Consider the following 25962-nt stretch of genomic DNA (forward strand, 5'->3'; position numbering starts at 1 on the left):
TATTTTATAATATTAAAAGTTTAATGATATAAAATTAAAAGGACTCTCTACGAAAAAGGGGTGGAGCCTGTTCAGTTACAATTTCAAAGTTTTTAGAAATATATTTGGCTATAACAAATCCTAAAAGTCCATGGGTTAGAGCAGAAGGGTGCAGGTCATCAAAATACATGTAACGTTCATTTTTCTTAATTTCGTCAAGAAGTGTTAATCCATCTTTGGTATTAGTCAAGTTAATATCATAACGAAAGCCTTCATATTCATAATATTGGAATTTATTTTTTACCAAATCACGGAGCACCTGGCGTATATCAAAAAGTTTAATATTTTCAGCTTTCGCTTTTTTTTCTAAATCGTTGTTGAATTTATCGACAAGCCAAGCAAGATGGTTTTTTGTATCTTGTGAAGCTAATTGAAATTTTGGTGATATATAAATATCAGGCATATTGAGTAAGAGAAAATTTTTAGCACCACGACTTTTTAATTTGTTTATGCAAGTAAAAATTCCTTTTTGTGCATATTCGATCCCTTTTAAATTTTCCCATCCCAACGTAACAAGGTCATTGGGACCTGCCCAAATAATATTTAGATTATTTGAAATATTTGCATATTCTTTAAGATGTTGATTTACTTGTTTTTCTAAGCAATATAAAACAGTACCTAATAAAACAGTTTTGATCTGCAAGCTAGATACATTTGTAAAAAAGGAATAATTACCAGCTGTCGATCCACCAACAGCATAATTCAGTATGAAGCGATCCACTTTATCTTTTTGCAGTTTATTTGTTAAAATATCTTCATATGTATGGTACTTATCTAGATTTTTATTATCTGCCTTATACATTAGATAAGCGGATATCATGTCGCACCAGACAAATCCATTTGTAAAACGCCCAAATGGGGATTTATTTAATATTTTAATATTTTTGTTAAGTTCATTTAACTTAACAAATATTCTACCCATTGTTGAAGAATACATAAGACCTGTGTCCGATAAGCTGTCACCAAAAATAACGATACGTGATATTTTATTATTTGGGGAGCTGCCTAATTTTATTTTTTTAGCAGTGTCTAAGAAAATATCTTCAATGTAGTTATTTTCTATAATAGCTTTGTAGGTACATTCAGTTAAATTTAAAAGAGATTTAAACCATTGTTTAAATTCATTAATATTGAGTGCCTTTGGATCAATATAGGATCGATTGAATCCATTAAATGTATTTTGTTTAGATTCATAGATTATATAAAAATTTGCAATAAATTTTTGAATACTTCTGGGTAGTATTTTTCTAAAGATAAAATTTTTATTTTTATTTAATTCTCCGATGTTTTCAAGAAAACGTGAACTAAATATATTTTGCGGGTCATTTTCAAGACACAAACAAATTTGAATAGATTTTTTGAGATTAATTGGATTAATTACTTTAGTATAAATTTTTTCATGAGCTTCTTGAATGCATTCTTGTATAGCTGTGTCTTTTGATTTTCCAACTAAATTTCGACCACCTAAAACTTGTTTTATTGAACTTCTTAATTGTCTCATAGCTTTTCCATATCCAAGACGAGATATTATTAATTAAATAATATTCAATTTTTATTCTGCTATCATAATAAATCTTAACAAAATTATTTATATTTAAATAGCAAAGTTTTATCAAACACACAAAAATTTTAAGCTGTTGTATCTTTATAAAGAATGAACTGAATTATTCAATTCAATAATTATTATATGTAAATTAATATTTTTATCAAGTTTGTTAATGAGATTATTTAGTATTAAATCAGAAGTCAGATCTTATTCATTTATCTATGAAAGTATTATGAAAAACGGATAATTTTATTTTATTTGTGAACAAGATGTGATTTTTACACAGAATATCGATTCTGGCTGTAGTTAAAAATGCCTATTTAAAATAAGCTGAAAAATATAGCAATTTTTCTTTATCTGTTTGAGCCTAACCTTATTTTCCTTGCGCTTCATACTATAGATGATTATAGCAAATGTTGTATATTCATATTGAGATGAACTTTTAAGCAGTTCAGTTCTTTGATGAGTTTAGTGTCAATAATTGGAGGAAGTTTTGAAGAAAAAAAGTCGTTCGCAAAAGAACTTTGAATGGGATCGTTCCTCAAACCAAGATTTGAAATCAACACCGCGTAATCTAAGAGAAAAAAACTTTAGAGAGCGCTTTTCTCCTGATAAAAAAAGTCCTCAAAATCAAAATAACTTTTCTTCTCAAAAAAATTTCCAACGAAAAAATTGGCACGCTTCTGCTCATAAAGATCCACAAGTAGAATTTGATCAAATACTGATAGCAAAATTTGGTGAGGAAAAGCTTAGAAAATGTGCTGAAAATGCGAAAGATAAAATTCAGCAGTTAATAAATGGCAATACCAATGCAGTTGAACTCGGTTTGGCAATGACTACACATGGGGAAAATACCCAGAGAAAAAATGACGAGCACAACTCTAAGTTAATGCCTCGATTTACACCGAATAAGTCTTATATAAAAGAAGGAAATAGGCAAGCAAAGCATAAAGAAGTTGAACAACAATTAAAGCAAGAAATACCCCCAGATCCTATTCCAACAAGAGGCTTTGCTCTTGCAAAATATCGGCGCGAAGTTTTAACAGGTAACAACATTATTATGCCTGCGATAAAAAAAGCAGCAAGCGAAGAGCAAAATTCTCCAGAGAATTTTAGAATGACTCCTGGAGGTTTGAAATTAGATGAATGGCAATACCAAGCAGTCGAAGCACTCCTCGCAGGCAAACATGTTATCGTCGATGCGCCAACTTCAGCGGGTAAAACGCGTGTGATAGAAGCATTGCTTGAATATCGCTTAAAAGAGGGCGGACGACTTATTTACACAAGTCCAGTTAAAAGTTTAAGTAACGACAAATATCGTGAATTTAGTGAGAAATATGGAAGAGAAAAAGTTGGAATTAATACGGGTGATTTTAAAGAAAATTTAAGTGCGCCGATTATTTTAGCTACACTTGAAACTTATCGTAACAGCTTATTAGGCATTGAACCTAATATGAACCGTCGTGTAGTTGTTTATGATGAATATCATTTTTTACAGGATGAAAGTCGGGGGAGTGCTTGGGAAGAATCTTTGATATTAACACCAAAAGATAGCCAACTTGTCTTACTCTCAGCAAGTGTTCCCAATAGTAATGATTTTGCCCAATGGATTACAGGCTTAACTGGTAAAGAAACAGAAGTTGTTAAGGTGACTAAGAGACCTGTTCCTTTAGTGCATATGCTTTATACAAAATTTGGTTGGATATTTGCTGAAGATTTAAAATTGAGCGCAGAGGATTTCGAAAATCTCTCTAAAGCAGCAAAACAATTCCGCAAAGACACACGTCGTTTTCGTGGACGCGATGTGTACAATTCCTTTGCCCAACCTATTTTGCAGGCACTTGAATTAAATATGGGTCCTATTGTTATTTATGCAGGTCGGAGAGCAGATGTTGAAGGAATTGCGCTTAATTTTTCGAAACAACTGCGACAATCTTATGAAGGTCCCGAAGCAGAAAAATTAAGAGAGCGACTGAAAACTCTTTCTGGCTATGAATATGTTCCACAGGAATTGCAAAGGCTTATTTCTCGCTATGGTATTGCTTTTCACCACAGTGGGATGATCCCACCTGGACGTGTGGCCATTGAATCCTTATTAAAGGAAGGTCTATTAAGAATTTGCTGTGGAACCATGGGTATCAGTTTGGGAGTGAATTTTGCTGTGCGCAGTGCTTTTATCTCAGATGAATCTCGTCCAAGCGAAGGAGGAGAAACTCGTTATTCCAACACAGAAATAATGCAAATGCTTGGGCGAGCAGGTCGAAGAGGCCATGACAAACAAGGATTTTCATTATGGTTTAATGCAGGGCGTTATGCTGAGCAAAAGCCAAAAGAACGGGAAGCGTGTCGCAGTTCTCTTAAATTTGATCCAACCACTGTTATTGGAATATTAGGGCAACATCAAAGTATCGCCTATCTCTCAAATTTTTATCAGAAATCATTTTTTATGATTGGCAAGAATTCTTCACAAGTTCTTGTGGCAGATCACGATCTACTCTCGGGTGCTTTGTATAAAAAAGGTGGCTATGAAAATTTAGCTTGTAACGATATTCCTCAGATGTATAAAAAGTTTCAAAAAGGTAAAAATCGCTCTGAAATTGCCTGCAATCGTTGTTCTGCAAAAAAAACTTGTCATGATATGATGGCGACAGCGAGAAACAGCACTTTAAATAAAATTGTTTCGCATTTACAAGATGTCGGCGCATTAAATGAATCTGTCCCAACTGAAATGGGAAATTTAGCTCGCCATTTTCCTCAAGCGGGTGGACTCATCATTGCAAATTGGTTGGCTCAGGGGTATCTAAATAAGGATACATTTTTAGATTATATTCAAGCTATGGCTGCATTTGGTGCAGCACATTTTAAAGAAATTCCAGATTCATTTGCAGATATGGCTTTTTTAAATGATTTAAAAATTCCTACTTTAATTGATAAATATTATCCATGCACTCTTTTTCCAGAATTGTATGACGAAGTTAAATTAAGACGTGGTGAGGAACCACAAGAAGGAAATGAACTCGTTTTCAGGGAATTCAATTTAGGCGCTGCATCACTGATAAAACATTGGCTTAACCCTAAAACAGAATGGGAAGATTTAGTTGCCGAGCATTCCTCAAAATATTTTTCAGCAGGCGATTGTATGAATGTTCTATTTCGCTTTTCAACTTTTTTACAAAGCTGTGGGCGACTTGGAGATTTTAATCCCGCAATTGCAGCAGAAGCAAAAAGATTGCAAAGAATTTTATTACGCGAGCCACTCGATGCACGCAATCGAATGTTAGTGGAAGAGGCAAATGAGTTGGAAAATGTGCCCGTATCATTAATTTAAGTTGAAAGTTAAACTTTAATTTTATTATTTATTAGAAAATATAATAGGGTCTATGAGAAATTTTAGACCCTATTATATTTTGTATAAAATAATATTTTTATATCATTTATAAGATTAGTAAAACTATCTAATTAAATTTTAAAAATCTTAAAGAGAATATTTAAAATTTTAATTTTTCCTGAGTTTTTTCTTTCCTAAAAATGTCGTAACATTGCAAAAATTATTTTTAGGTAAGTGAGTAGGGGATAAAATTTATGAGAGTGATCGAAGCTATTTATGATATTTTATATGTCGAGCTGTCAAAATTAGTTGGAAAGATTCATGTCAGATATAAAATTCAATTGTTAGAAAAGCTAAGATTGAGAAAGCTGAGAAAGATAAGTAAATTTGCATTTGCCAATTCTAACTTCTATAGAAAAGTTTTTACTGAAAATGGGATAAAAGAAGAGGATTTAGATAGAATTCATTTTGATCAACTGCCGATCATTAAGAAAAAAGATATAATTGATAATATTCAAGATGTATTTACAGATAAAAGCTTAGTTAAAGAGGATTTATTCAGTTTTATCCATGACTCTTCATCAGGCAACATTTATAAAGAGAAATACATTTGCTTTACAACATCAGGAACTCTTGGATTAAAATTACCAATTTTGTTTTCTCTTAAAGATTTTAATAAAATAATTATTAACACTCTTTTTTATAATACATTTCCAATAAAGTTTTTGTTAGGAATAAAAACTCGGGTAACCATGATCGGCCTAATTGAAGGGAGAAGTGCAGGTATTACATTTTTTAAAAATCTTCCCAATTTTATTTATAATAAAAAGTCAATCTCTCTTTTATTGCCAATCCCAAAAATCGTTGAAGAACTCAATAGCTTTAATCCAGAAATGCTTATCTCTTATCCTGGAGTATTTGTGTCATTATTAGATTATAAGAAAAAGGGAGAATTAAAGATATCTCCTAAGAAAATTGTTCTTTCTGGAGAAATTTTAACAAAGGAAAATGCCAAAAAAATTCGTGAGACATTTAACTGTGAAGTTGTGAATTCATATGGATCATCTGAATGTCTAATAGTGGGTACACAAAAAAATGATAAACCTTATTTAATTTTTCCAAATACATGTCATTTAGAACTTATAGGTCAAGACAATAAACCTGCACCTATAGGAGAATTAGGTAGAATTGTAATAACAAATTTTCACAATTTCAGTCAGCCTTTTATACGTTATGATATCGGTGATTTTGCCGTGAATACTGTCAATGAATTCGGGGAGTTTAGTTTTGACGGAGTTGCAGGAAGAAATTATAAGCCCATTTTATTTCAAAACAACAAGGGTGAAGAATTTGAAATATTTCATTGGACATTTTATACATATATTCTTTATGCAGCAGGAATTTATAAGTCACAAATGCATATAGGTAATAATTGTTTTAAGACTTTTCTGGTAGGCACTCAAGACTGTATTGAAAAATGTAAAAATAATTTTGATGAGTTACTTAAGAGTTTAGGCGCTGAGAAATCTGTAAAATTTTGTTTTGAAAAAGTAGATGATATAAAGCCAGAATCAAATGGTAAAATACCATTTATAGTATTTGATGATTCTTTAAATTATTAAAAAAAGAAACTAATAAAGAAAAGTAAATATCAATATATGCTATAAATGTTTTACATTTAAATAATAAAATATTATATGATTGTGTTGAGTTAATTAAAGTGATAAAAGTTATTTGTGTAAAATATTTCTTTTGCACAAAATAAATATTGAGGTTTTGTATGAATATAATTAAATTTTCAAAGATCTATATTCTCTTTTTTGTACCCTTGTTATCATTGAAGTCATATGCAGATTGTCCAATATCTACAGATATAAATATATTAGCAGATGGGAGCCATTCTGCTCTCACGCAAAATGGTAGCTGGTCTCAACCGTTAGAAAGAAACGCATATAGATCAAATATTGGTGAAACAAATTCATTTAATTTAAAGTTTGTCTATGCATTTAGGACGGAGTTAAAAGCAAATCGTTCTATATCAGCAAAAAAAATAATCTGTTCTTATAGATCTATAAATAAGAAAATAATGTCTTTGGAATCTTTAGATGGACAAGAATTTTATATCTCGTCATCAGTGGATTTTAGTACCGATTATAATTCTCCAGGCTGGAAAAGTTTAGAAATTGGTGCAACCTGCTTTGCTCTGAATGGAAGCTGCATATTCACAAAAGTTAATTGATTGCCCAAGTTATATATTCGCCGCTCGGAATTTGCAGCTTTTGCTGTTTTGGGTCTGTAATATAATATTTTTTTAAATCTTCACCATTTGAGTGGTCTCCCGGCGAAAATTTTAAACTCCGTAAGAGACCGTCTATTTCTTCTGGATTTAAAGCCCATATAAGAGGTTCTTTATTTAATTTAAGAAAAATATTTGCTAAGAATGTTTGACTGCTAAAAAAGGGTTTTCCATTTTTAGCAGGGATTAAATAAGTAAAAATAAAACTAGCTTTATTTTTAGGAAAATAATTCATAATTTTTAAATTTTCCTTTACCACTTCAAGGGGTAAATACATAAATAAACCTTCGGCAAGAAAAATTGTTTTTTTATCAAATGAAAAATTTTCTAATTCTTCTAATACCGCGTGTAGTTTTTTATGCGCAAGATCCACAGGAATTAAAAATAAATTTTTTCCGATTTCTTTTTGATAGTTATGGAGCATTTTCTGTTTGATTTTCTGTGTCTCAGGATGGTCTATTTCGAATACCTTCATCGATCTCATTTCTTCACTTATTCTTAGACCTAATGAGTCAGCCCCCGCTCCAAGGATCACAATCTGCTCAGTGTTTGAAAAGAGATTATTAGTTAAAATAATCTCCTCTATCTTTTTCTTGCGCAACAAAAAATAGAGATTCAAACCTGGTGCAACTGTTTTCTCAAATGTTTGCATAAGCAGTCGGGAAAGAAAATATTTTCCAGAATTTTTAAAGACAATGGATTTCCAGCCAAAAGCAGTTTTTAAAAATCTTTCATTAATTTCCTTAACTTTATCAGGTACGAAATATTTAAGATTAGGATTTTTACTTGAATAAGCAATACTTCTTGAAATAAAAAGAGCAGTGGAACTAGCTTTGTTAGCTTTCATACGATCCTCTGTGAGATGAAATTAAAATAATAGGACTATTTGAAAGGTAGCATATAAAATTTATATTGTAATGTGTTTGGTTTTTATATTAAAAAAAAATGTAAATGTTATCTAATAAATATTAATATTTATATAAGAGTATTTAATAAATTGTATCAAACTTTGATTGACATATCTTACTATCTTTTATATAGGAAAACTAGCCTTGCATATTTGTCATATAAGCTGCGCTACAATTATAAAGTAATACAAACAATCTTATCAGAATAGAATTTTTTATAGAATAATTTATATTTTATAAATTTAACCAAGACATAAAAAAGAAATAGAAAATTGATTAATATTTTTAAAAAATAACTCATTTTCGCTAAAAAATTAAAATTAATTTTAATTACTTGAGAATAAAGGAGATTGTGATGGACTTATATTACTCTGAACGTATTGTTAGAGAATTATTTCTGGGCTGGGCAAACTTGACATCCTCTCCTCCCTAAAAACCTCATAAAATCAATTTTTTGAAAGTCATGGCTTTACGTTAGTTGTTGGTTAAAGGATTTGCTATTCAAATTGAAGCTAAACAAGGTCGTGGGGATGATACGGCAGCAAATGATTTAATGTTTGTCTGTAATGACAATTCTATTGCACATGCTGAAACGAAGACTCATTGGGGTAATTGGAGTAGTTTTTATTACTGTCCAACAGGGCAAGTCATTCTAGGACTTATTACACGAGTTGAAAAACAACGCTTTGATGGTGACGACAGAGCTTTAAACGGTGTACGAATGATATGTGGCAAGCCATCGTATAAATAGGAGGAGCAATTTATATCTTGAGTACTTCACTTAAGGTGAAGGGTAATCAACCTGCTTTTAAACAATTGGTGAAAACTGCATCCAACTTATCTATCATTATCTTTTCTGCAGCAGAGGTCTTTGATCCCAGACCAAGAAACCCACCGGCGGAATTTGCAACAGCTCTGGTTCTATTTATAAGATCTGTATGTAACTGCTGAAATGAATCACCACTTAATGCCTGACTCAATCCTTGAACATATTGCTGCCAAATATCAATAACCTCTGTAGGAGGAGCATTTTGCAGCCAAGAATTCAAGTGTTCGTAAGCAGGGTTTTTGCTATCGATTCCATGTGCACTTGCTGCTTTAATGATAGCGTCTCGTTCTCTTTGATCGATTTCACCATCAGCCCATGCGACTAAAATGAGAGGGAGTAGAGAGAGTGCGATCATTGTCGACGGACGGACTCCTGCTTCGTAAAGCTTGTCCAAAACATTTGTGTCTTTGATTCCAGATATTTCAGCAAGTTCCTTACAAGTCTCTATCTGCGTTGATTTGGCCTTCATTTTTTCGATCAATTCACGATTCTGCTTTGCAAAAAATATTTCTTCCAAGGCGTTCCGTCTTTCATTTATTTTATCATAGCTCATTATTTTCTCCTTTTGTTACTTAGTTTTAGACTGGTTTAATTCTCTAATTGGCAATACTATGTTCGCTCCGCCACCACCGTTTCCAGAATTTACCACTAAAGGAGAAACGCCATTCCATTTTTCTACGATTTGTAATTGCACAAGACCAGGGCTGTCTTGTAAGGCTTTTCCTCTTACCCGAATTGCCTGAGCCTCACCATTTGCTTTGATGATAGCTGTGCTAGCCTCAATTTCAGCTTTTTGTTGAACAAATTTTGCTTTTGCAGCTTCTTGTTCTTGGACCATTTTTGCTTCAATAGCAGCTTCGAGTTCTTTTGAAAGTGAAACTTTTTCAATCACAATATCTTCAATTAAAATTAAATTTGCTAATTTTTGTTTTGCCGATGCGAGAGCTTTATTTTTAATTTCTTCGCGTTTTGTCACTATTTGTTCTGCACTTTGCAATGCGGCAACTTCCTTAAGAGCTTCGCTCACTCTTGGAGCTACAAGGGTGTCAAAAGGATCTCCCGAATATTCCTGAAATATTTTAACTACCATATTTTCTGGAATTCTATAAAGTACCTTTAACTCAATACTAATTTGTTGAAGATCAGAAGAGTAACAGTCTGCACCTGCTGGTTTAGTTTGTTGGCGTATAGAAATAGGGATCACATGTGTAATGAAAGGTGGTTTAAAGCCAAATCCTTCTGGGGCAAACACTGGCGAAACTTTTCCCATAGTTACAAGGACTCCTCTATTGCCAGGAGGAATTATAAAGGCAGCAGAAAAGATACAAATAACAACAATAAAAGCAATGACAGCAGTCAAAACGTACTTTCTAAAATGCTTTGAATTCATAAATTTTTCCAATAGATCCATATTCTTGCATCCTTGTTGTCAATTGTCTATAAATAAACTTATTATACCAAAATTATTAATTTTAACATTAGAAACTGTCAATATAAATTTAAATTTGCTTTTTAGAATAAGGAAAATGATAAAATCCTGTTTCATTCATAGGAATATTTATAAATGTTAACGATAAACAATTCATGTTTTAAAATAATAAAAAAATCAAACGGAAGAAATAATTTTTGGAAAGGCAGCAATATAAAATATAGAAACCTTAGGATGAAGTATTTGCGTGATAAAACCATCAAAATAACTTTTTGAGAAATCCACAGGTTTTGTTTTGAAGTTAACAGTTGCATTCACTTTTTGATTCATATTTATATTTTTCATGCCAGTTAATACCTCGCAGTGCACAGATCCTACGCTTATATCTTTTAAATAAAAGTAAAATTTATTTGATATTTTGCATTTATAAATTTTTGCACTGGTTGTAGATGTGTATTTTTTAAAACGTGCAAGAATTTTTTCTTCCTCTGTCAAGGTAACTGTTTTAAAAGGTTGTCTGTGCCAATCTTTTAAAATTTATTGAGTATTTGTATTGTTTTCTTTAAAGCAAACAACGGCATCTATTCCACAATAAGGGCATAGAGCTGTGAGATTGTCATCAATATATTCTCTTATTTCAATTGTCTCATACGTTTTTAAGCAATAGTAACAGGAACAATTTTTATATTTTTCAATAATATGCTTGTTCTTAATGCTTAATTTGCATTGTTCATTCATTCTATCTCCGAGAATTTAATGTCTTTTAGTTTAAGAAAATTAATCCTTTTTTTTATGTCTCATTTTGCAATCTGAACTTTACTTTTTATGAAAAATTTCTCAATATGTAAATAACGATATAGCTCTATTTGAAGATTTTGCAAAGCCTTTTTTTCAATTCTGTTAATAGGTATTTTAATAAAACATTAATCACTCAATGGTATATTGCTTAAAATAAAATCACTTAGCCGAATTTGGCAAAAATCATTTTTTGTAAAAATAAGGTTATAAATTTATATTGATATATTTTTAAATCGTTTCTTATATTAAAAATAATTTTAAAATAATTGCAAATATTTCTGAAATTGTTAATATAAATCTCTTGACTAGTTGATTAAACGTTTTAAATTAGAGGCTTATATGGATCAAATAGAATCGGCTCCCATCGATCAAAGTGAAAACAGCAATCAGTCCCACTCGCTCAGTCGTGAAGAAATTAAAACTTTCTCTATATCAGCGCTGGGTGGATCTTTAGAATTTTATGATTTCGTTGTCTATGTCTTTTTTGCTCAAATAATTGGTCAATTGTTTTTTGATACAAGCACAAAAGTCGGTTCATTATTAATATCTTTTACAGTTTTTGCCAGTGGCTATTTAGCAAGAGTTTTAGGTGGGGTTTTATTCAGTCACTATGGTGACAAAAGTGGGCGGAAAAACTCGTTTGCATTGACCGTTTTTTTAATGGCAGCTCCTACTTTTATCATCGGCATACTTCCGACCTATGCACAAATTGGAATCACGGCAACCTTTTTATTGATAGCGTGTAGAATTGCTCAAGGACTTGCTATTGGCGGAGAAATTCCGTGTTCTATTACTTTTATTTATGAACATGCCCATAAATCGCGGAGAGGATTTGCTTGTGGAGTGCTTTTCTGTGGAATTATTTTAGGGATTTTTCTTGGTTCTTCTGCAGGAGCATTGCTCAATCACTATTTAACAAAAGAGGAACTTTATGCTTGGGGTTGGCGTTTGCCATTTTTAGTAGGCGGAGTATTGGGCTTAATCGGTGTCTATTTACGGAGATTCTTAAAAGAAACTCCTGTATTTAAAAAAATGAAAAAGGAAAATATAAAATTACCAGTTTCCCTCGTTCTTGCAAAATATAAATTTGAACTTTTGCAAACAGCGGTGAGTATTTTGGCTTTAGCAGTCGCTGTGACCCTTTATTTACTATACTTGCCTACTTATTTAAATGTTTATCATGGCTTCAAAGCGGATGATATTTTATTTATCAACTCTGCAGCCGTTTTCGTTTATGCCCTTATTATTATTTTAAGTGGAATTTTATGTGATAAAATCGGGCCTAAAAAAGTGCTGAATTTTGGTTTGATCCTTTTAATCGTTTTTTCTTACCCAATTTTTAATTCTTTTACTCCGAATAATTTTAATTCTATTTATTTTTGCTATGCTGTTGTTTCAGTGGCAACGGCCTGTATTACCGCGGGAAGTATTTATCGTTTAGCCCAATCTTTTCCCACTAAAATCCGCTATTCCGGTGCTTCATTGAGCTATAATCTAGCCTTCGGAATATTTGGAGGATTCACTCCATTGATTGCTACGACTTTGATTAAAGAAACTGAGTTAAAAACCTCTCCTGCATTTTATATGATTTTAGTTTCAATAATTGCTTTAATTTTTAATTTCTTTCATTCTAAAAAGGAAGTCGAGTGAGTTTATAAAAATTAAGAAAAAAACTTTTTTAACTCTGTAGAATAAGGTTCCAATTGAAAGCCATTCTTTTTAATCCACTCGCTATCGTAATAGGTTTTTAAATAACGAGAGCTCGAGTCACAAAACAAGGTTACAATGGAACCTCTTTCTCCTTTTTTCTTCATTTTTTTAGCAATTTCATAAACACCATATAAATTAGTGCCAGTTGAAGGGCCACGCGCATAAGCCATTTCATTGGCTAAAAAATGCATAGCAGCAATAGAGGCCGAGTCAGGAACCTGGATCATGTGATCTACTATATTTTTTATAAATGATTTTTCGACGCGGGGTCTGCCTATCCCTTCGATACATGAACTCTGATTAATTTGCGCATCTTCAGAAATTTTGCCATTAAAATAATCATAAAAAATAGAATTTTCAGGATCGACCACACAAACTTTTGTATTGTATCCTTGGTAACGAATGTAGCGGCCAATTGTAGCACTTGTGCCACCTGTACCAGCACCAATCACAATCCAAGTGGGAATTGGAAAAAGTTCTTGTTCCATCTGCTGAAAAATAGATTCTGCGATATTGTTATTTCCACGCCAATCTGTTGCACGTTCTGCATAAGTAAACTGATCCATAAAGTGACAATTTTTATTTTTAGAAAGCTTTTCTGCTTCCGCAGGAACTTGAGTTGCATTGTCTACCAGGTGGCATTTGCCTCCATAAAATTCAATTTTTAAAATTTTTTCTTTTGAAGTATTCTTAGGCATAACTGCTATAAACTTGAGGCCGATCATGCGGGCAAAATAGGCTTCTGAAACAGCTGTTGAGCCTGATGAAGCTTCTATAATCGTACTTTTTTCATTGATCCAGCCATTGCAAAGAGCATAAAGAAACAATGAACGAGCCAGTCTGTGCTTGAGGCTGCCTGTCGGATGTGCAGCTTCATCTTTAAAATAAATATCAATTCCTTCTAGGGAAGGAATATTTGCTTTAAAAAGATGTGTGTCAGCAGAGCGATTAAAATCAGCGTTGATTTTTTTTATTGCAATATTTAGCCATTCTTGACTCATTATAGACTCCAACTGTTATATTAAAGATTATTTTCGAGGTGGATATTTTTTTAACTTCCTTTGCAAACTTTGCCGATGCAGTCCCAATTTTTTTGCTGCATTGGTAATATTTCCTTGGCATTCAGCTAAAATATATTCAATATATTCTCTTTCATGCCGCGCGAGACTTGGAGCGCTTTCGTTGATAAGATTATTTTGTATTTGTTCTGTAGTTTCTTCTTCAAATAAAGCTTTTTCAAGTTGTGAAAAATTGATTGGTTTTGTGAGATAATTCACAGCCCCTTTTTTCATAGCTTGGACAGCTGTTGCGAGACTTGGATAACCCGTGAGCATAACGATCCGACACGCAGGAGAGATGCTATGTATTTTTTCGACACATTGAATGCCATTGTCATTCTTTAAGCGGAGATCCACAACTGCGTATTGAATAGGAGTCTCTGGAATTTCACTCATGTTTTCGATGGCAATAATTTCTAAGCCTCTGTCTTCAAATTCTAGAGCAAGAGAAGCGCGAAAATCTTCATTGTCTTCTAATATTAAAATCTTTTTTTTATGCATTATAATTGGCCTCCCTCATAAATAGGAATGAGAAACCGAGCGCAGGCTCCTTGTTTGATATTATTTTCCAATAAAAAATGTCCTCCTACTGCAGATGCAAAAGTAAATGCATTATAAAGCCCAAGCCCAACACCATCTGTTTTTGTTGTCACAAATGGTTGGCCAGCATATTTTTGCACGACTTCTGGCCAGCCAGAACCTTCATCTAATATAGAAAGTGAGATATATTTATTTTCAATGCTTAAAGTAACTAAAATTGGAATAAATTCGTATGCTTTATTTGTACTTATTGTTGCTTGCTCAGCATTGTCGAGAATATCTACAAATGCTTTGGTAAAAGCTAAAACAGGAATAAAACATTCTACTTTTTCTGCATTTTCATTTATATAAACACTTGCATTGCGAGTTTTAGAATTCCAACTTCGGCTAATATCTTTTATAATTTGAGCTATATTTTTCTTTTCAAAATTTGTTTTTTCATTTGACAAGCTGCTATTGCTCATTTGGCGAATCGCATTTTCACATTGAGAAACGGCCTTGAGAATAGTTTTATAATCATCATTTTCATACAATTGATTTTTACGTGCCAACCTTTCTATTCTTAATTTGATTGTATTGAGCGGTGTTGCAAATTCATGAGAAAAACCAGAAGAAAGTGCACCCAGTGCTCTTAATTTATCGATACGATTATTTTCTGCTTGTAATTTTTCAGAGAATTTCTTTTGTAAACTTAGAGAACAGGTTAACCAATATGTTAAGATAAAAATAAGTAAACTGACCATAATTTGAGAAGGAATTAAAACTTGACTTGAAGTTGGTCCTTTGCTGAGAGCAGGAGGCATATCTGCAGGAGAGTGCAAGAGTAACACACTTGAAATAACTATAAGACAAAAGATCAGAACCGTTCTTCCTCTTAGTAGAATTGCTCCTAACGAAATATGCAAAAAGATTATTGGAAGAAATGGATTCCAAGCTCCGCCTGTCAAAATAAGTAAAAAAGTAACAGCGCTGAGATCGCAAAGTAGCTGGAAAAATATAATTCCATTCGAGATATTTTTCAGTTTTCGAGTTAAATAAAATGCACAGGCATTAAGGAATGCTAAATTAACAATTGTAAAGAGATAAACAGAAATATAGGCGCGGTTAATCCATCCATGATTCAAAGCAAAATGCAGGCATATCATTTGTGATAAAATTGCTAGCCAACGTAAACGGATAAGCCATGTGAGCTTTGTTCTATTTTCATCAGGAAAGCCATGTCCCAATATGAAACCAGAAATTTTTCTTTGCAAGAGTCTGACTGACATATGATATCCATATTTTTTTATTGCTCCTTAATGGAGCTCTTTCTGCTTGTTTAACTCATATAAAAAACAATACCAAGGGTTTCTCTCGTTTTTTTTATAGAGAAATTGATATTTCTGAGAATCAAATCATGAAGCACTTTCTTTTTCGTTTAGATCTGCTAGCACTATTGTTTGTCCGTTGATTGAATTGTATTCGTTTTGATTTGTATGAGGAGTTAATAAGTGGCAAAAATTACAAAAATATTATTAATAGTTGGATTGTTAGTCGGGGCATTTGCAGTCGTTTTACTTAACCGGAAAAAAGACACTGAAGTTAAAAGTGAAAAATCCAATGAGCTTTCGATGACTACAAAAATTTATGATAAAGCAACAGGAAAAGTGGATGAAGCACCAAGTCACTCACCAGAAAGCTATTTTGGCTCACTGAGTTTTATTGGGAGTGAACCAAACTCTAAAGATATGGCCCAGGCTATTTTGTGCGTTGATCAAGTTGCTGATATTGAAAAAATAGATCTCTATATGCCTGATATGGGACATGGCACCCAACCTCCAGTTGTAAATAAGCATGAAGACATATCTGTTGCTTTTAAAGATAAAATATCTGCTGCATTAAAAGAGAAGGCTGCCGCAAATCCTTATTTTGGCTGTATACATATTTCAGCTATGCAATTATATATGCCAGGATTATGGCAAGTGCGTGTATTTTATAAAAATGACACCGTTGGCTTATTTGATTTTAATATAAAAGACTAGAGTTCTTTCGAAAAATTATTCTTTTCTAAAATACTTTTCCTGATCTAATTAATGAACTTAAAATTTTAAATATAAAGTATTTTAGAACTAATGTATCCGATATTTTGGAGATTATAAGTGAATATTAATATTTTTTATCAACGTCAGATTATTAAAGCAATGATTGTTTTGTTTTTCATCCTTTTTGCTAGAACAGCTATAGCGCGGTGGCAGAAAATCGAAGAAGTAACACATAATATCGATTATTATGATCGAGAAATAAATGTGGATGAAAAAGGACTCTTTACGGACAAAATGAAAGTTAAAATAACATTAACCAAAGATTCTGCCTCAGATAATTTCTTAACACAACCTATTAGTTACGATCCATCGATTGAAAATATTAAAATCTTGGAAGCATATACAATTTATGATGGTAAAAAATATAAAGTTCCACAAAAAGATATAGAAGACAAAAGTATAGCAAGTAATTCTTTGGGATTTCGCAATGAGAATCAAATTTTGATTAAATTCCATAATGTAAAAAAAGGAGCAGAACTTTATTTAAGCATATTTAAAAAGACAAAAGAAACATTTGTGCCAAAACTATTTGCAAAAGAGTTTTTATTTAATTTTTCTGGCTATTTACTGAGTGCAAATATTAAAATCAATTCTAAAATTCCTCTTTATTCAGCAATAAGTGATAAAAATGAAGCACTTGAATTTAAGGAAATTAAAAATAACTCGACTCAAACTATTAATATAAAATTAAAAAAACCATATTTAAAGGTAATTGTTGATGAGGATTTTGCTTTTTTAAATATTTCGGAAGTTCCATTGATCGCGATTTCAAGCTACAATTCCTGGAAAAAAATATCTGATAATAAGTTAAAAAAATATGAAGATATTCTTTCACAAAAAATTCCAGATATTTTTGAAAATATACTTTCTGAAGCTGCTAAAAAGGAAAATATCAATGATAAGATCAATGTTGTTACATCTGGGATAGCAGAAAAAATAAAATATTTTGGCGATTGGCGATCGTTAGAAAGTGGGTTCGATCCAAGAGATCTTGCTGAAATTGCCAAAACAGGTTTAGGGGATTGTAAAGATTATTCAATAATAACCACAGCGATTTTGAGAAAATTAGGAATAACTTCAAATGTTGCTTATGTTTATAGCGCAATTGATTTTCAAGAGTATCCAGTGAATTTGCCCAATCTTTATTCATTTAATCACATGATCGTTCAAGTTGAATACGACGGAAAAATAAAGTGGATCGATCCGACCCAAGGTTTGAGTTTTGCGCAAGGGGTATTTCCAAATATTGCAGATAGAGATGCTCTTGTGGTGAAAGCAAATTCAGTCGGACTTGAACATATCCCTGCACTGACTGCAGACGATCTTAATATAGTTAAAAAGGAAGTTCACGATTTTTCAGAAAAAGGAATGGTTTTTAGAAAAGGTTCCGTTGAATTGAAAAACTTTGCCGCTGAGAAACTTACTGGACTTGAGTTACAGCACTCAAAGGAAACTATTGATAACTATTTAGCAAATTTATTTTCTCCAAATAATAGTACAATTATGAGTTATAATTTTGAAGATTATGATTTTAAATCAAGGGTTGTGCATGATGAAACCATCAATTATATAATCAAAATGAAATCGAATGAATTAAGGACAGATTTAGGCAATGCATATATGCTAAATGCAATGGACAATCATGTGAATAACTATTTATTCAAAACGGATGACAGAAAATCTGATTTATATATTAATTATCTTATTAAATATAAAGATATAAAACTGTTAAAAAATGTTTATCGATCGAATAGAGATTTTAAAGGTTGTGAAGTTAAATCTAAATGGGCTGATTTTTCTAGAAAAATAGTAGACAAGGAAGATGGCGTTGAAATTATCGACTTTGTTGAAAAGAAACAGCGGCACATATTAAATCATGAGCTTTTGAGTAAGGAATTTAATGATTTTCAAGAAGAAATAGACTCTTGTATCAATAGGTTTGCAATTATAAATTCAAGTAAAATTTATAAAGGCTCATGAATGAAGTAAAATTTATAAAGGCTCATGAATGAAGTAAAATTTATAAAGGCTCATGAATGAAGTGAAATTATAAATTTATTGAGTGTGCAAGTTTTGCAAGAGCCACATAAACAACAATTGACACAGTATTGGCAAGGTTTAAACTGCGGACACCTCGATTAAACATAGGGATGGTTAATTTATAACCATTCTTTTTTTCAATCTCTTTCTCCATAATATCGTTTGGAATGCCAAAGGTTTCTGCACCAAAAACAAGGAGATCGCCTGGTTGAAAGGCAAAATCGATCGGAGTTTCTGTGCCACCTGTTTCGATAAAGATCAAGCGGCGGTTCGATCGCGTTTTTAAGAAATCTTTAAAGCTTTTATGCACGTAAACATTTACATGCTCCCAATAATCCAGTCCTGCGCGGCGCAGAGCTTTTTCCGTAATGTGAAAACCCATGGGTTCTATTAAATGGAGAGTGCAAGAAAAGGCAGCACATAATCGCGCAATTGTTCCGGTGTTTTGTGGAATTTGTGGGCAGTAGAGCACAACTTCAGGATGGTATTTTATAAGTTCATCTCGGCAGAGTGGCTCTAAATATCCACTTTTTTCAAAAGAAAGTTCGGGACATTTTGCTGGGACAAGATTGTCGTCTTCTGTTAGGCTTTCACCTAATTTATAAGCAAGTTTTCCTGTATACTCTTCCTTTTCTTCTTGTGATTTTTGCAATTTTGCATTGCGTTTTATCTGGGTTTTAGAAATGTTATGGGGCATTTTCTAAATCCTCAGTTTCTTTGTCGAGGGAGTCAAGCATTCCAGCTAAAGAACGTAGAATATCTGGTAGACCAATTTTTTTATCAGAACTCACTGTTAAGACCTGACTTGGGGAAAGCGCTAGTTTTTTGGCGTGTTGAATGCGAATCGCATTCCATTTGCTCTTATGCAGCTTATCGCATTTTGTTTGCAGAGCGATTACCTTTAATCCAAGTTGTTGGAACCAGCGAGATAAGGCTTCATCTTCAGGCTGTATATCTCTTCTGATATCAACCAGAATAAACACGGCAAAAAGGCCTTCGCGTTTTTCGAAATACTCTTGCATGGCTTTTTGCCAATGGGCACGAGTGGATAAGGAGGACTCTGCATAACCATAACCAGGCAGGTCGACAAGTAAAAACTCACCTTTTTCCGCTGAAAAAAGGTTAATCGTTTGCGTTCTTCCGGGAGTGTTGCTCACCCTGGCAAGCTGCTTTTGTCCTGCTAAGTAGTTCAGTAAAGAGCTTTTACCGACATTACTGCGTCCGACAAGGGCAAATTCAGGCACTGTCGAAGGTGGAAGATCGGAATTAATCATCCCTGAACTCACAAACTCCACATGGAGAGGAGTTTTCTTTTCAGAGAGATATTGGATAAAATTCTGTGTTGGCAATTTGATCTCGCGCATGGGGAGTTTTCCCTTTCCCAAGGTTGCGTTTTACGAAGGGCAAGACTACATACAAACAGCGGGTGATTCCAAGTGCCTTTTAGGATATTTTTTAGGTTATTGTCACTGGGGAGAAATTTTAATGTCTACAAATTATGATCTCATTGTTATCGGAAGTGGCCCAGCTGGGTATGAAGGCGCAATTTATGCCAGCCAGCTTGGGATGAAAGTTGCTCTTGTAGAAAAAGAGCAATGGCTAGGAGGGACGTGTTTAAACGTTGGCTGTATTCCAGCAAAATCCATGCTTCAGTCAGCACTTATGTATGAAAAAGCTAAAAAATTTGCGAGTTACGGTGTTAAAATCGCTGGAGCAGACAATCCAGAACTTGATTTCCCCCAAGTGAATAAGCGTCGTGATGAAATTGTGAAAACCATGACAAATGGCGTTGGTTTTCTAATGAAAAAAAATAAAGTCGATGTCATTCGCGGTTTTGGCTCTATAGTTGCCAAGGGGCAAGTTGAAGTCAATGCAGATGGTAAAAAGACAAATTACACTTGTAAAAATATTTTAATCGCCACAGGAAGTCGTGCAAGACATCTTCCTCACATTAAGGTGGACGGAAAGAATATTGTCACTTCAGAAGAAATCTGGGCTTTTGATAAAGTACCCGAAACTATGGCTGTGCTTGGTGGAGGTGTTATCGGTTGTGAATTTGCCTCAGCTTATGGCCGTTACGGAACTAAAGTAACAATCCTCGAAATGGCAGAACAAATTTGTCCAACTGAAGATCATGAAACAGCTGCTGAACTTACAAAAGCACTGAAAAAACAAAACTGTGAAGTTTTAACAAGCACAAAAACAAAATCCATTGTTGCAAAAGGTAATAAGGTTGAAGTGCAAATTGAAGGTGAAAATTCAGTTCGTACATTTGATAAAGTGTTGTTGAGTGTTGGGCGTTCACCTAACGTAGAAAATATTGGCCTTGAAAAAGTTGGTATTAAACTCGATGAGCGTGGATTTATTCCTGTAGACCTTAAGACTTACCAAACAAATATAGCAGGAATTTATGCTGTTGGTGATGTTCTTTCTACTCCTCAACTTGCTCACACTGGCTCTGCGGAAGCACTGTATGCAGTCGATATTATTGCTGGCAAGAAGCGCCATCCAATTAATTATTTAACGAATCCAGCAGCAATTTATACTTATCCTGAAATTGCAAGCATCGGTCATACTGAAAATCAATTAAAGAAATCTGGTCGTGCATATAAAGCAGCTAAGTTTCCATTTTCTGCAGTGGCGAAAGCGCGTATTGATGACATTGCAGAAGGATTTGTTAAAATCCTTGTCGATCCAAAATACGGCGAAGTTCTCGGAGTTCACATTGTCAATACAAAAGCAAGTGAAATGATTTCTGAGTTTGCGTTAGGTAACAACCTTGAAATGACAATCGAAGAATTGGCTCACACAATTCATCCACACCCAACCGTGTCAGAAATTATAAAAGAGGCTGCACATGCAGCAATGGGACATCCAATTAATATGTGATATGTTTGCTTTTGTATTTGAGAACTGATGAAGACAAAGGATTATTAAAAATGGCAACTCAGAATGTTCTTATGCCACAAATGGGCGAGTCTATTCAAGAAGGAACATTGACTCGATGGCATAAAAAAGTTGGCGATAAAGTTCAACGCGAAGAAATATTATTTGAAATCTCTACTGATAAAGTCGACACAGAAATCCCTTCGCCTGCAAGTGGTGTTCTGGTACAAATATTAGCTAAAGAAAATGATGTCGTAAGTGTTAATTCCGTTGTGGCCGTTATCGACGATGCAGCACAGCCAGGGACAATTGCTCAAGCGGCAGCACCTGCAGCAGCGAAAGTATCGGCCCCAGCAGCTTCCGCCCCAGCAGCACAGCCTGCTCTCGACAATGCTAAAGTTTTAGCAAGCCCACTTGCACGTAAAGTTGCAGAAGAGCATTCAGTCGATCTTTCTAAACTTCAGGGATCGGGTGAAGGTAATAAAATCGTTAAAAATGATGTCCTTGCCGCACTTGAAACTGGCAAATCCGTTTCTCCTTTGGTCGCAGCTGCTGCCGCTGCAGCAACAGCTCCAGTTTCAAAGGCGAGCGCTGATCATGTTAAATCGACTGGAGGTTCGTCTGAAGGTGTGATTGATGGCGTGCGGGTCAGTCGTGTGCCTATGACAGGTATGCGCAAAAAAATTGCTGATCACATGGTCATGAGCAAAAGAACAAGTCCACATGTGACTTCTGTCATTGAAATAGATTTGCAAAAAATCGTTGATGTGCGTGCAAAATTCAAAGATAAATTCGAAGCAATTAATGGATTTAAATTAACTTTTATGCCATTCTTCTTACAAGCAGTGGTCGAAGCTATAAAAGCCGTGCCTGTTGTCAATTCCAGTGTCGATGGTGACGCAATCCTTTATAAGAAAGACATCAATTTAGGTTGTGCTGTGGCTTTGGATTGGGGTCTTATTGTTCCCGTCATTAAAAATTCTTCTGAAAGAAGTTTTGTTGGTCTTGGCCGCGAACTGAACAATTTAGCAGAAAAAGCGCGCAACAAAAAACTGGCTCCAGATGATGTGCGTGGAGGTACTTTCTCAATCAGTAATTACGGCGGATTTGGCACAGTAATAGGGCAACCAATTATTAATCAACCACAAGTTGCTATTTTTGGCATTGGTGCTATGCAAAAGAAACCTGTTGTAATCAACGATGCAATTGCAATTCGCACAATGTGCTATTGTGTTCTTTCCTTTGATCATCGTGTCATCGATGGTTCAGACAGCGGTAAGTTTTTAAGCACAGTTAAAAATGTTCTTGAGAACTGGAATATTCCAGTTATTTAAAAAATTCCGGAATTTTTTCTGAGTTAAGCGAACTGTCTGTAACTTTAATGAACTCAAAGAGAACAACTCTTTGAGTTTTTTTATGGGTATTAAATATGAAAAAATTTTTGTTTTTAATTGTTTCTTTTGTTTGTTTATTAAATTTATCAGTCAATCTAAGTGCAAATGCGAAACAAAAAATATGCATGGTGCTCGATCGGGGTGGAAAAGACGATAAATCATTTAATGAATCTGCAGTGCGTGGTTTTCAAAAGGCTTTGGATAATTTGGATATTTCTTCAGAGAGTAAATTTCTTGAAATTCACTCCGATGCACAGATTCAGCATTATTTAAGAAATTTCTCTCTCGATCCTGATTGTAGTTTAATAATAACAATTGGCTTTAATCCTTCGAGTTATGTGAAAAATTTTGCAGAAAAATATGCAAATAAAAAATATTTAACAATTGATCATAAAGCTCTCTCTACGAAAAAGAATATTCGATCTGCTCTTTTTCGAGAAGATGAAGGCGCATATTTAATGGGAAGTATTGCTGCCATTAAATCGAAATCGAAAAAAATAGGTTTGGTTGGTGGTATGGACATTCCCATGATGAGTCGTTTTGCTTACGCTTATAAAGCAGGCGCAAAAAAAATTTCAGACAAAATCCAAGTGGCAACAAGTATTATTGGCACAACCCCAGAAGCCTGGAATAACCCAGCAAAAGCAAAGGAAATTGCACTTGCGCAAATTGCTCAAGGAGTCGATGTTATTTTTCAAGTTGCAGGCCCTTCAGGTATGGGTGTGTTTGATGCCATTCAGCAAGTAAAAGAAAAGAATCCCACTCAAACTTATTTTGCTATAGGAGTCGATTCGAATCAAAATGCAATTGCACCTAAAATTATATTAACGAGTATGGAAAAACATGTTGATATGGCGGTTTATTCATCGATTGAAGATTTAGTGAACGAAAAATTCACCAGTGATATAAAAGAATACAACTTAAGAAATGGTGGGGTAGACTGGGCTTTTGATAAGCATAATAAATCTCTATTTAGCGCATTTGAGATCCAAAGAATAAATAATATTCGCTCTGCAATTATTGAGGGTAAAATTAAAGTGCCAGATTTTTATACCCTGCCTAAAAAAGATCAGAAAAGTATTTAATTTTAGTTAAAGATATATAACCTTTACTTCATTTCTTTCATTAATAAGTCTTAGAATTAAATTTCTTTTAATAAGCCAACCATTTTTTTCAGGATGGATAAATTCTTCAAGAATTTTTTTTCTGGATTTTCCTTTTGCTTTAAAATAATATTCACAAATGGGGGCACTTGAAGCTCCGCTAATTTCTCGATTAAACATTTTAATACTCTGGACCGTATCTGTAATATTTTCTCGTGTTACAAGTTGACATTCATCATTTGCAAAAATATTCCAAGGCCGCAAAATCTTTCCAGCCCAATTTTTATTTAATTCTTCAAGATTCCTAAAAATAAATGTTCGTGTACGGACTCGCGCTATATATAAATCCGGATCTGGATTCGGGATAATATCATCATCATAAAATGCTTGAAAATCTAAATATGTTTTTGGAAAATAGAACACGATATCTTTTGCTGGAGCTAAAGTTGAATCAAAAAAAATAGTATTTTCTGTTTCAACGTATTGTCTGATAGATTGCCCTTCTGAAAAAGCAATTTGTGTGTATCCAAAAAATATAAAGAAAATAGCCAAGCGCTTTAAAATGTTCATTGAATTATCCCTCAATCCAATAACTTTCTTGCGATTCTATTAGGTTCCTGACCAATAGAGTTTGCAATCGCCTAATAAATTTCTATTTACAAAACCACTCTCAGTTTGTTGAATGCATCCAACTGAAAGTGGAAAGACTGTCTCAGAGATATTGATACCCCTTGGGCTTTGGAACTCAAATTTAGCATTTACATTTACTTCTTTTCTAAAAAATGCTTCATTTATTTTGTAAGTAAACCTTGGAGCAGCTGTTCCTGGTTCTGTTATGTTCGCATTTGTCCCGATTGCAGAAAAGAGTTGATCTTCTAGTTTTTGTCTCAATCTTTCTACAGATTGTAGAAGTTTTTCTTGTGCTTCTTTATTGTTTGGATCGACAGTTACATTAGAAATTATATTGCCACGACTATCTTTGTAAGTAATTCTCACTCCACATTGATCGGCTGCTTTATTAAGGCACAGTCCTTCTTGCTCCCAAAATTGACTCAATTGCGATCTATCTAAAAAACCATCCCATCTTCTCGAATATGAAACATATGATTGATAGATCTTTGAGTAATTGACTTCAACTGTTGCAGAGAAGGCGTCTCCAGCAGAATAGTATTGAGCGTGTAAATTTATTTGCAAGGCGTTACCACCACGCAGCATTTGCCGGTAAACACTGGCACCTACTTTATTTAACATCGCACTGACAGCGATATTTTGATTTAAAGAAGGTCCATTGTTGGAATATGCCAGAGCCGAATAAAGAGTAGGATCGCAAGTAGTTATTTTTTCACCAGTGGAAGGATCCTCTTCAGTGATACAGATTGGTTTTTTAGTATCAGGATCTATACCAGGAGTTAAGGGAACAACTTTGGTTTTAAAAAACGGAAATGGCAATGCTTTGTAACCAGCTTTTTCGATTGTTCTTATAAGAAGTTCTTTATCAGCACCAAAAACACCCGTTTCAAATTGAACATTAAATACACCTGAACCATCAGGGAGGGTTTGATAGCCAACTAAGGGCATGCCATTTATGGTTGCAACTCGTCCTGTTTTTGGAGCGTAATATACAATAGATTTATCTTGTGAATCATAAGCTAATTGAAAATCATGCAATGACTTTGCATCGAGACCAATGCTGACAGGAACTTTATTTGGATCGACAGGATAAGCTTGAGCAGAAGTGTGAAGCAGTGAAAATAACGGAGAAAGAAGAAGAACTTTAAAACTATTTTTTAGCATCGACATATTATTCCTCACTAAAATTTTGATATGAAAATAAAATATTATTATTGATATTTAAATTAAAATATCAATTATAAAAACAACTTCTCGTCTAATAATATTTTATATTTCAAACTTTTTTTTTGATTCTAGAATCGAGTTAGTCTAACTCAGTTCCAACTCTTTTAAAGATGAGTGCAT

General features: G+C 33.5%; 23 protein-coding genes. 10 read left to right on the forward strand and 13 right to left on the reverse strand.

The window, feature by feature from the left end:
* Nucleotides 1-34: 34 nt before the first annotated feature.
* Nucleotides 35-1540: an SGNH/GDSL hydrolase family protein gene (locus tag EZS29_RS06495; RefSeq protein ID WP_130607750.1), complete on the reverse strand. Its 1506-nt coding sequence runs from the start codon at nucleotides 1538-1540 to the stop codon at nucleotides 35-37.
* Between the two features lie 538 nt (nucleotides 1541-2078).
* Here EZS29_RS06495 and EZS29_RS06500 point away from each other — a divergent pair.
* The 3 genes from EZS29_RS06500 (at nucleotide 2079) to EZS29_RS06510 (ending at nucleotide 7152) form a co-directional block, all read left to right on the forward strand.
* Nucleotides 2079-4913, forward strand: coding sequence for a DEAD/DEAH box helicase (locus tag EZS29_RS06500; RefSeq protein ID WP_130607752.1), 2835 nt, complete (start codon nucleotides 2079-2081; stop codon nucleotides 4911-4913).
* 254 nt (nucleotides 4914-5167) lie between these two features.
* Nucleotides 5168-6535, forward strand: a complete 1368-nt coding sequence (locus EZS29_RS06505) for an AMP-binding protein (protein ID WP_130607754.1) — start codon at nucleotides 5168-5170, stop codon at nucleotides 6533-6535.
* A 158-nt stretch (nucleotides 6536-6693) separates the two neighbouring features.
* The gene (locus EZS29_RS06510) at nucleotides 6694-7152 is read left to right on the forward strand and encodes a hypothetical protein (RefSeq protein WP_130607756.1); all 459 of its coding nucleotides are present in this window, start codon (nucleotides 6694-6696) and stop codon (nucleotides 7150-7152) included.
* On the opposite strand, the gene EZS29_RS06515 is transcribed toward EZS29_RS06510, so the two are convergent.
* Complete coding sequence (locus EZS29_RS06515; protein WP_130607757.1) at nucleotides 7145-8056, reverse strand: class I SAM-dependent methyltransferase; 912 nt, start codon at nucleotides 8054-8056, stop codon at nucleotides 7145-7147. The genes EZS29_RS06510 and EZS29_RS06515 overlap by 8 nt on opposite strands.
* 542 nt (nucleotides 8057-8598) lie before the next feature.
* Between EZS29_RS06515 and EZS29_RS06520 the strand changes: the two genes are divergently transcribed.
* Entirely contained in the window at nucleotides 8599-8868 is a 270-nt protein-coding gene (locus tag EZS29_RS06520) for a hypothetical protein (protein WP_246035217.1), read from the forward strand.
* Between the two features lie 46 nt (nucleotides 8869-8914).
* Here EZS29_RS06520 and EZS29_RS06525 read toward each other — a convergent pair whose 3' ends face one another.
* The 4 genes from EZS29_RS06525 to EZS29_RS06540 all read right to left on the reverse strand — a co-directional run bounded on the left by EZS29_RS06525 (nucleotide 8915) and on the right by EZS29_RS06540 (nucleotide 11113).
* Nucleotides 8915-9499: a tellurite resistance TerB family protein gene (locus EZS29_RS06525; protein WP_130607761.1), complete on the reverse strand. Its 585-nt coding sequence runs from the start codon at nucleotides 9497-9499 to the stop codon at nucleotides 8915-8917.
* 15 nt (nucleotides 9500-9514) lie between these two features.
* Entirely contained in the window at nucleotides 9515-10336 is an 822-nt protein-coding gene (locus EZS29_RS06530; RefSeq protein ID WP_172603812.1) for a prohibitin family protein, read from the reverse strand.
* A 216-nt stretch (nucleotides 10337-10552) separates the two neighbouring features.
* Nucleotides 10553-10870, reverse strand: coding sequence for a hypothetical protein (locus tag EZS29_RS16060; protein ID WP_216678729.1), 318 nt, complete (start codon nucleotides 10868-10870; stop codon nucleotides 10553-10555).
* Between the two features lie 42 nt (nucleotides 10871-10912).
* Nucleotides 10913-11113, reverse strand: a complete 201-nt coding sequence (locus EZS29_RS06540) for a cytoplasmic protein (protein WP_130607765.1) — start codon at nucleotides 11111-11113, stop codon at nucleotides 10913-10915.
* Nucleotides 11114-11512: 399 nt separating this feature from the next.
* Here EZS29_RS06540 and EZS29_RS06545 point away from each other — a divergent pair, with 399 nt between their 5' ends.
* A complete protein-coding gene (locus EZS29_RS06545; protein WP_130607767.1) occupies nucleotides 11513-12823 on the forward strand; it encodes an MFS transporter in 1311 nt (436 codons plus the stop codon).
* 11 nt (nucleotides 12824-12834) lie between these two features.
* Here the strand turns inward: EZS29_RS06545 and EZS29_RS06550 are convergent, their stop codons facing one another.
* The 3 genes from EZS29_RS06550 to EZS29_RS06560 are packed head-to-tail and all read right to left on the reverse strand — an operon-like array spanning nucleotide 12835 to nucleotide 15749.
* On the reverse strand, nucleotides 12835-13884 hold the full coding sequence (locus EZS29_RS06550) for a PLP-dependent cysteine synthase family protein (RefSeq protein ID WP_130607769.1): 1050 nt from the start codon (nucleotides 13882-13884) through the stop codon (nucleotides 12835-12837).
* Between the two features lie 27 nt (nucleotides 13885-13911).
* The gene (locus EZS29_RS06555; protein ID WP_130607771.1) at nucleotides 13912-14442 is read right to left on the reverse strand and encodes a response regulator transcription factor; all 531 of its coding nucleotides are present in this window, start codon (nucleotides 14440-14442) and stop codon (nucleotides 13912-13914) included.
* On the reverse strand, nucleotides 14442-15749 hold the full coding sequence (locus EZS29_RS06560; protein ID WP_130607772.1) for a sensor histidine kinase: 1308 nt from the start codon (nucleotides 15747-15749) through the stop codon (nucleotides 14442-14444). The genes EZS29_RS06555 and EZS29_RS06560 overlap by 1 nt, the downstream gene beginning before the upstream one ends.
* Before the next feature lie 222 nt (nucleotides 15750-15971).
* Between EZS29_RS06560 and EZS29_RS06565 the strand changes: the two genes are divergently transcribed.
* Nucleotides 15972-16502, forward strand: coding sequence for a hypothetical protein (locus tag EZS29_RS06565; protein ID WP_130607774.1), 531 nt, complete (start codon nucleotides 15972-15974; stop codon nucleotides 16500-16502).
* Between the two features lie 117 nt (nucleotides 16503-16619).
* Entirely contained in the window at nucleotides 16620-18542 is a 1923-nt protein-coding gene (locus EZS29_RS06570) for a DUF3857 domain-containing protein (RefSeq protein ID WP_130607776.1), read from the forward strand.
* A gap of 67 nt (nucleotides 18543-18609) precedes the next feature.
* Here EZS29_RS06570 and EZS29_RS06575 read toward each other — a convergent pair whose 3' ends face one another.
* Both EZS29_RS06575 and yihA read right to left on the reverse strand, forming a co-directional pair.
* A complete protein-coding gene (locus EZS29_RS06575; protein WP_130607778.1) occupies nucleotides 18610-19299 on the reverse strand; it encodes a tRNA (cytidine(34)-2'-O)-methyltransferase in 690 nt (229 codons plus the stop codon).
* Nucleotides 19289-19966 carry a ribosome biogenesis GTP-binding protein YihA/YsxC gene (yihA, locus tag EZS29_RS06580; RefSeq protein ID WP_130607781.1) on the reverse strand — a complete coding sequence of 226 codons (678 nt, stop codon included), beginning with the start codon at nucleotides 19964-19966 and terminating at the stop codon, nucleotides 19289-19291. The genes EZS29_RS06575 and yihA overlap by 11 nt, the downstream gene beginning before the upstream one ends.
* A 121-nt stretch (nucleotides 19967-20087) precedes the next feature.
* Here yihA and lpdA point away from each other — a divergent pair, with 121 nt between their 5' ends.
* The 3 genes from lpdA to EZS29_RS06595 all read left to right on the forward strand — a co-directional run bounded on the left by lpdA (nucleotide 20088) and on the right by EZS29_RS06595 (nucleotide 23967).
* Nucleotides 20088-21491 (forward strand): dihydrolipoyl dehydrogenase, encoded by a 1404-nt coding sequence (gene lpdA, locus EZS29_RS06585; RefSeq protein WP_172603813.1) that lies wholly within the window; start codon nucleotides 20088-20090, stop codon nucleotides 21489-21491.
* A 50-nt stretch (nucleotides 21492-21541) separates the two neighbouring features.
* Nucleotides 21542-22822, forward strand: a complete 1281-nt coding sequence (locus EZS29_RS06590) for a dihydrolipoamide acetyltransferase family protein (RefSeq protein ID WP_130607785.1) — start codon at nucleotides 21542-21544, stop codon at nucleotides 22820-22822.
* Nucleotides 22823-22917: 95 nt separating this feature from the next.
* On the forward strand, nucleotides 22918-23967 hold the full coding sequence (locus EZS29_RS06595; protein WP_130607787.1) for a BMP family lipoprotein: 1050 nt from the start codon (nucleotides 22918-22920) through the stop codon (nucleotides 23965-23967).
* 6 nt (nucleotides 23968-23973) lie between these two features.
* Here the strand turns inward: EZS29_RS06595 and EZS29_RS06600 are convergent, their stop codons facing one another.
* Complete coding sequence (locus EZS29_RS06600) at nucleotides 23974-24555, reverse strand: hypothetical protein (RefSeq protein ID WP_130607789.1); 582 nt, start codon at nucleotides 24553-24555, stop codon at nucleotides 23974-23976.
* A gap of 39 nt (nucleotides 24556-24594) precedes the next feature.
* Nucleotides 24595-25779: a hypothetical protein gene (locus EZS29_RS06605; protein WP_130607791.1), complete on the reverse strand. Its 1185-nt coding sequence runs from the start codon at nucleotides 25777-25779 to the stop codon at nucleotides 24595-24597.
* Nucleotides 25780-25962 lie beyond the last annotated feature (183 nt).

Source organism: Fluviispira sanaruensis, assembly GCF_004295685.1.
Lineage (GTDB): Bacteria > Bdellovibrionota_B > Oligoflexia > Silvanigrellales > Silvanigrellaceae > Silvanigrella > Silvanigrella sanaruensis.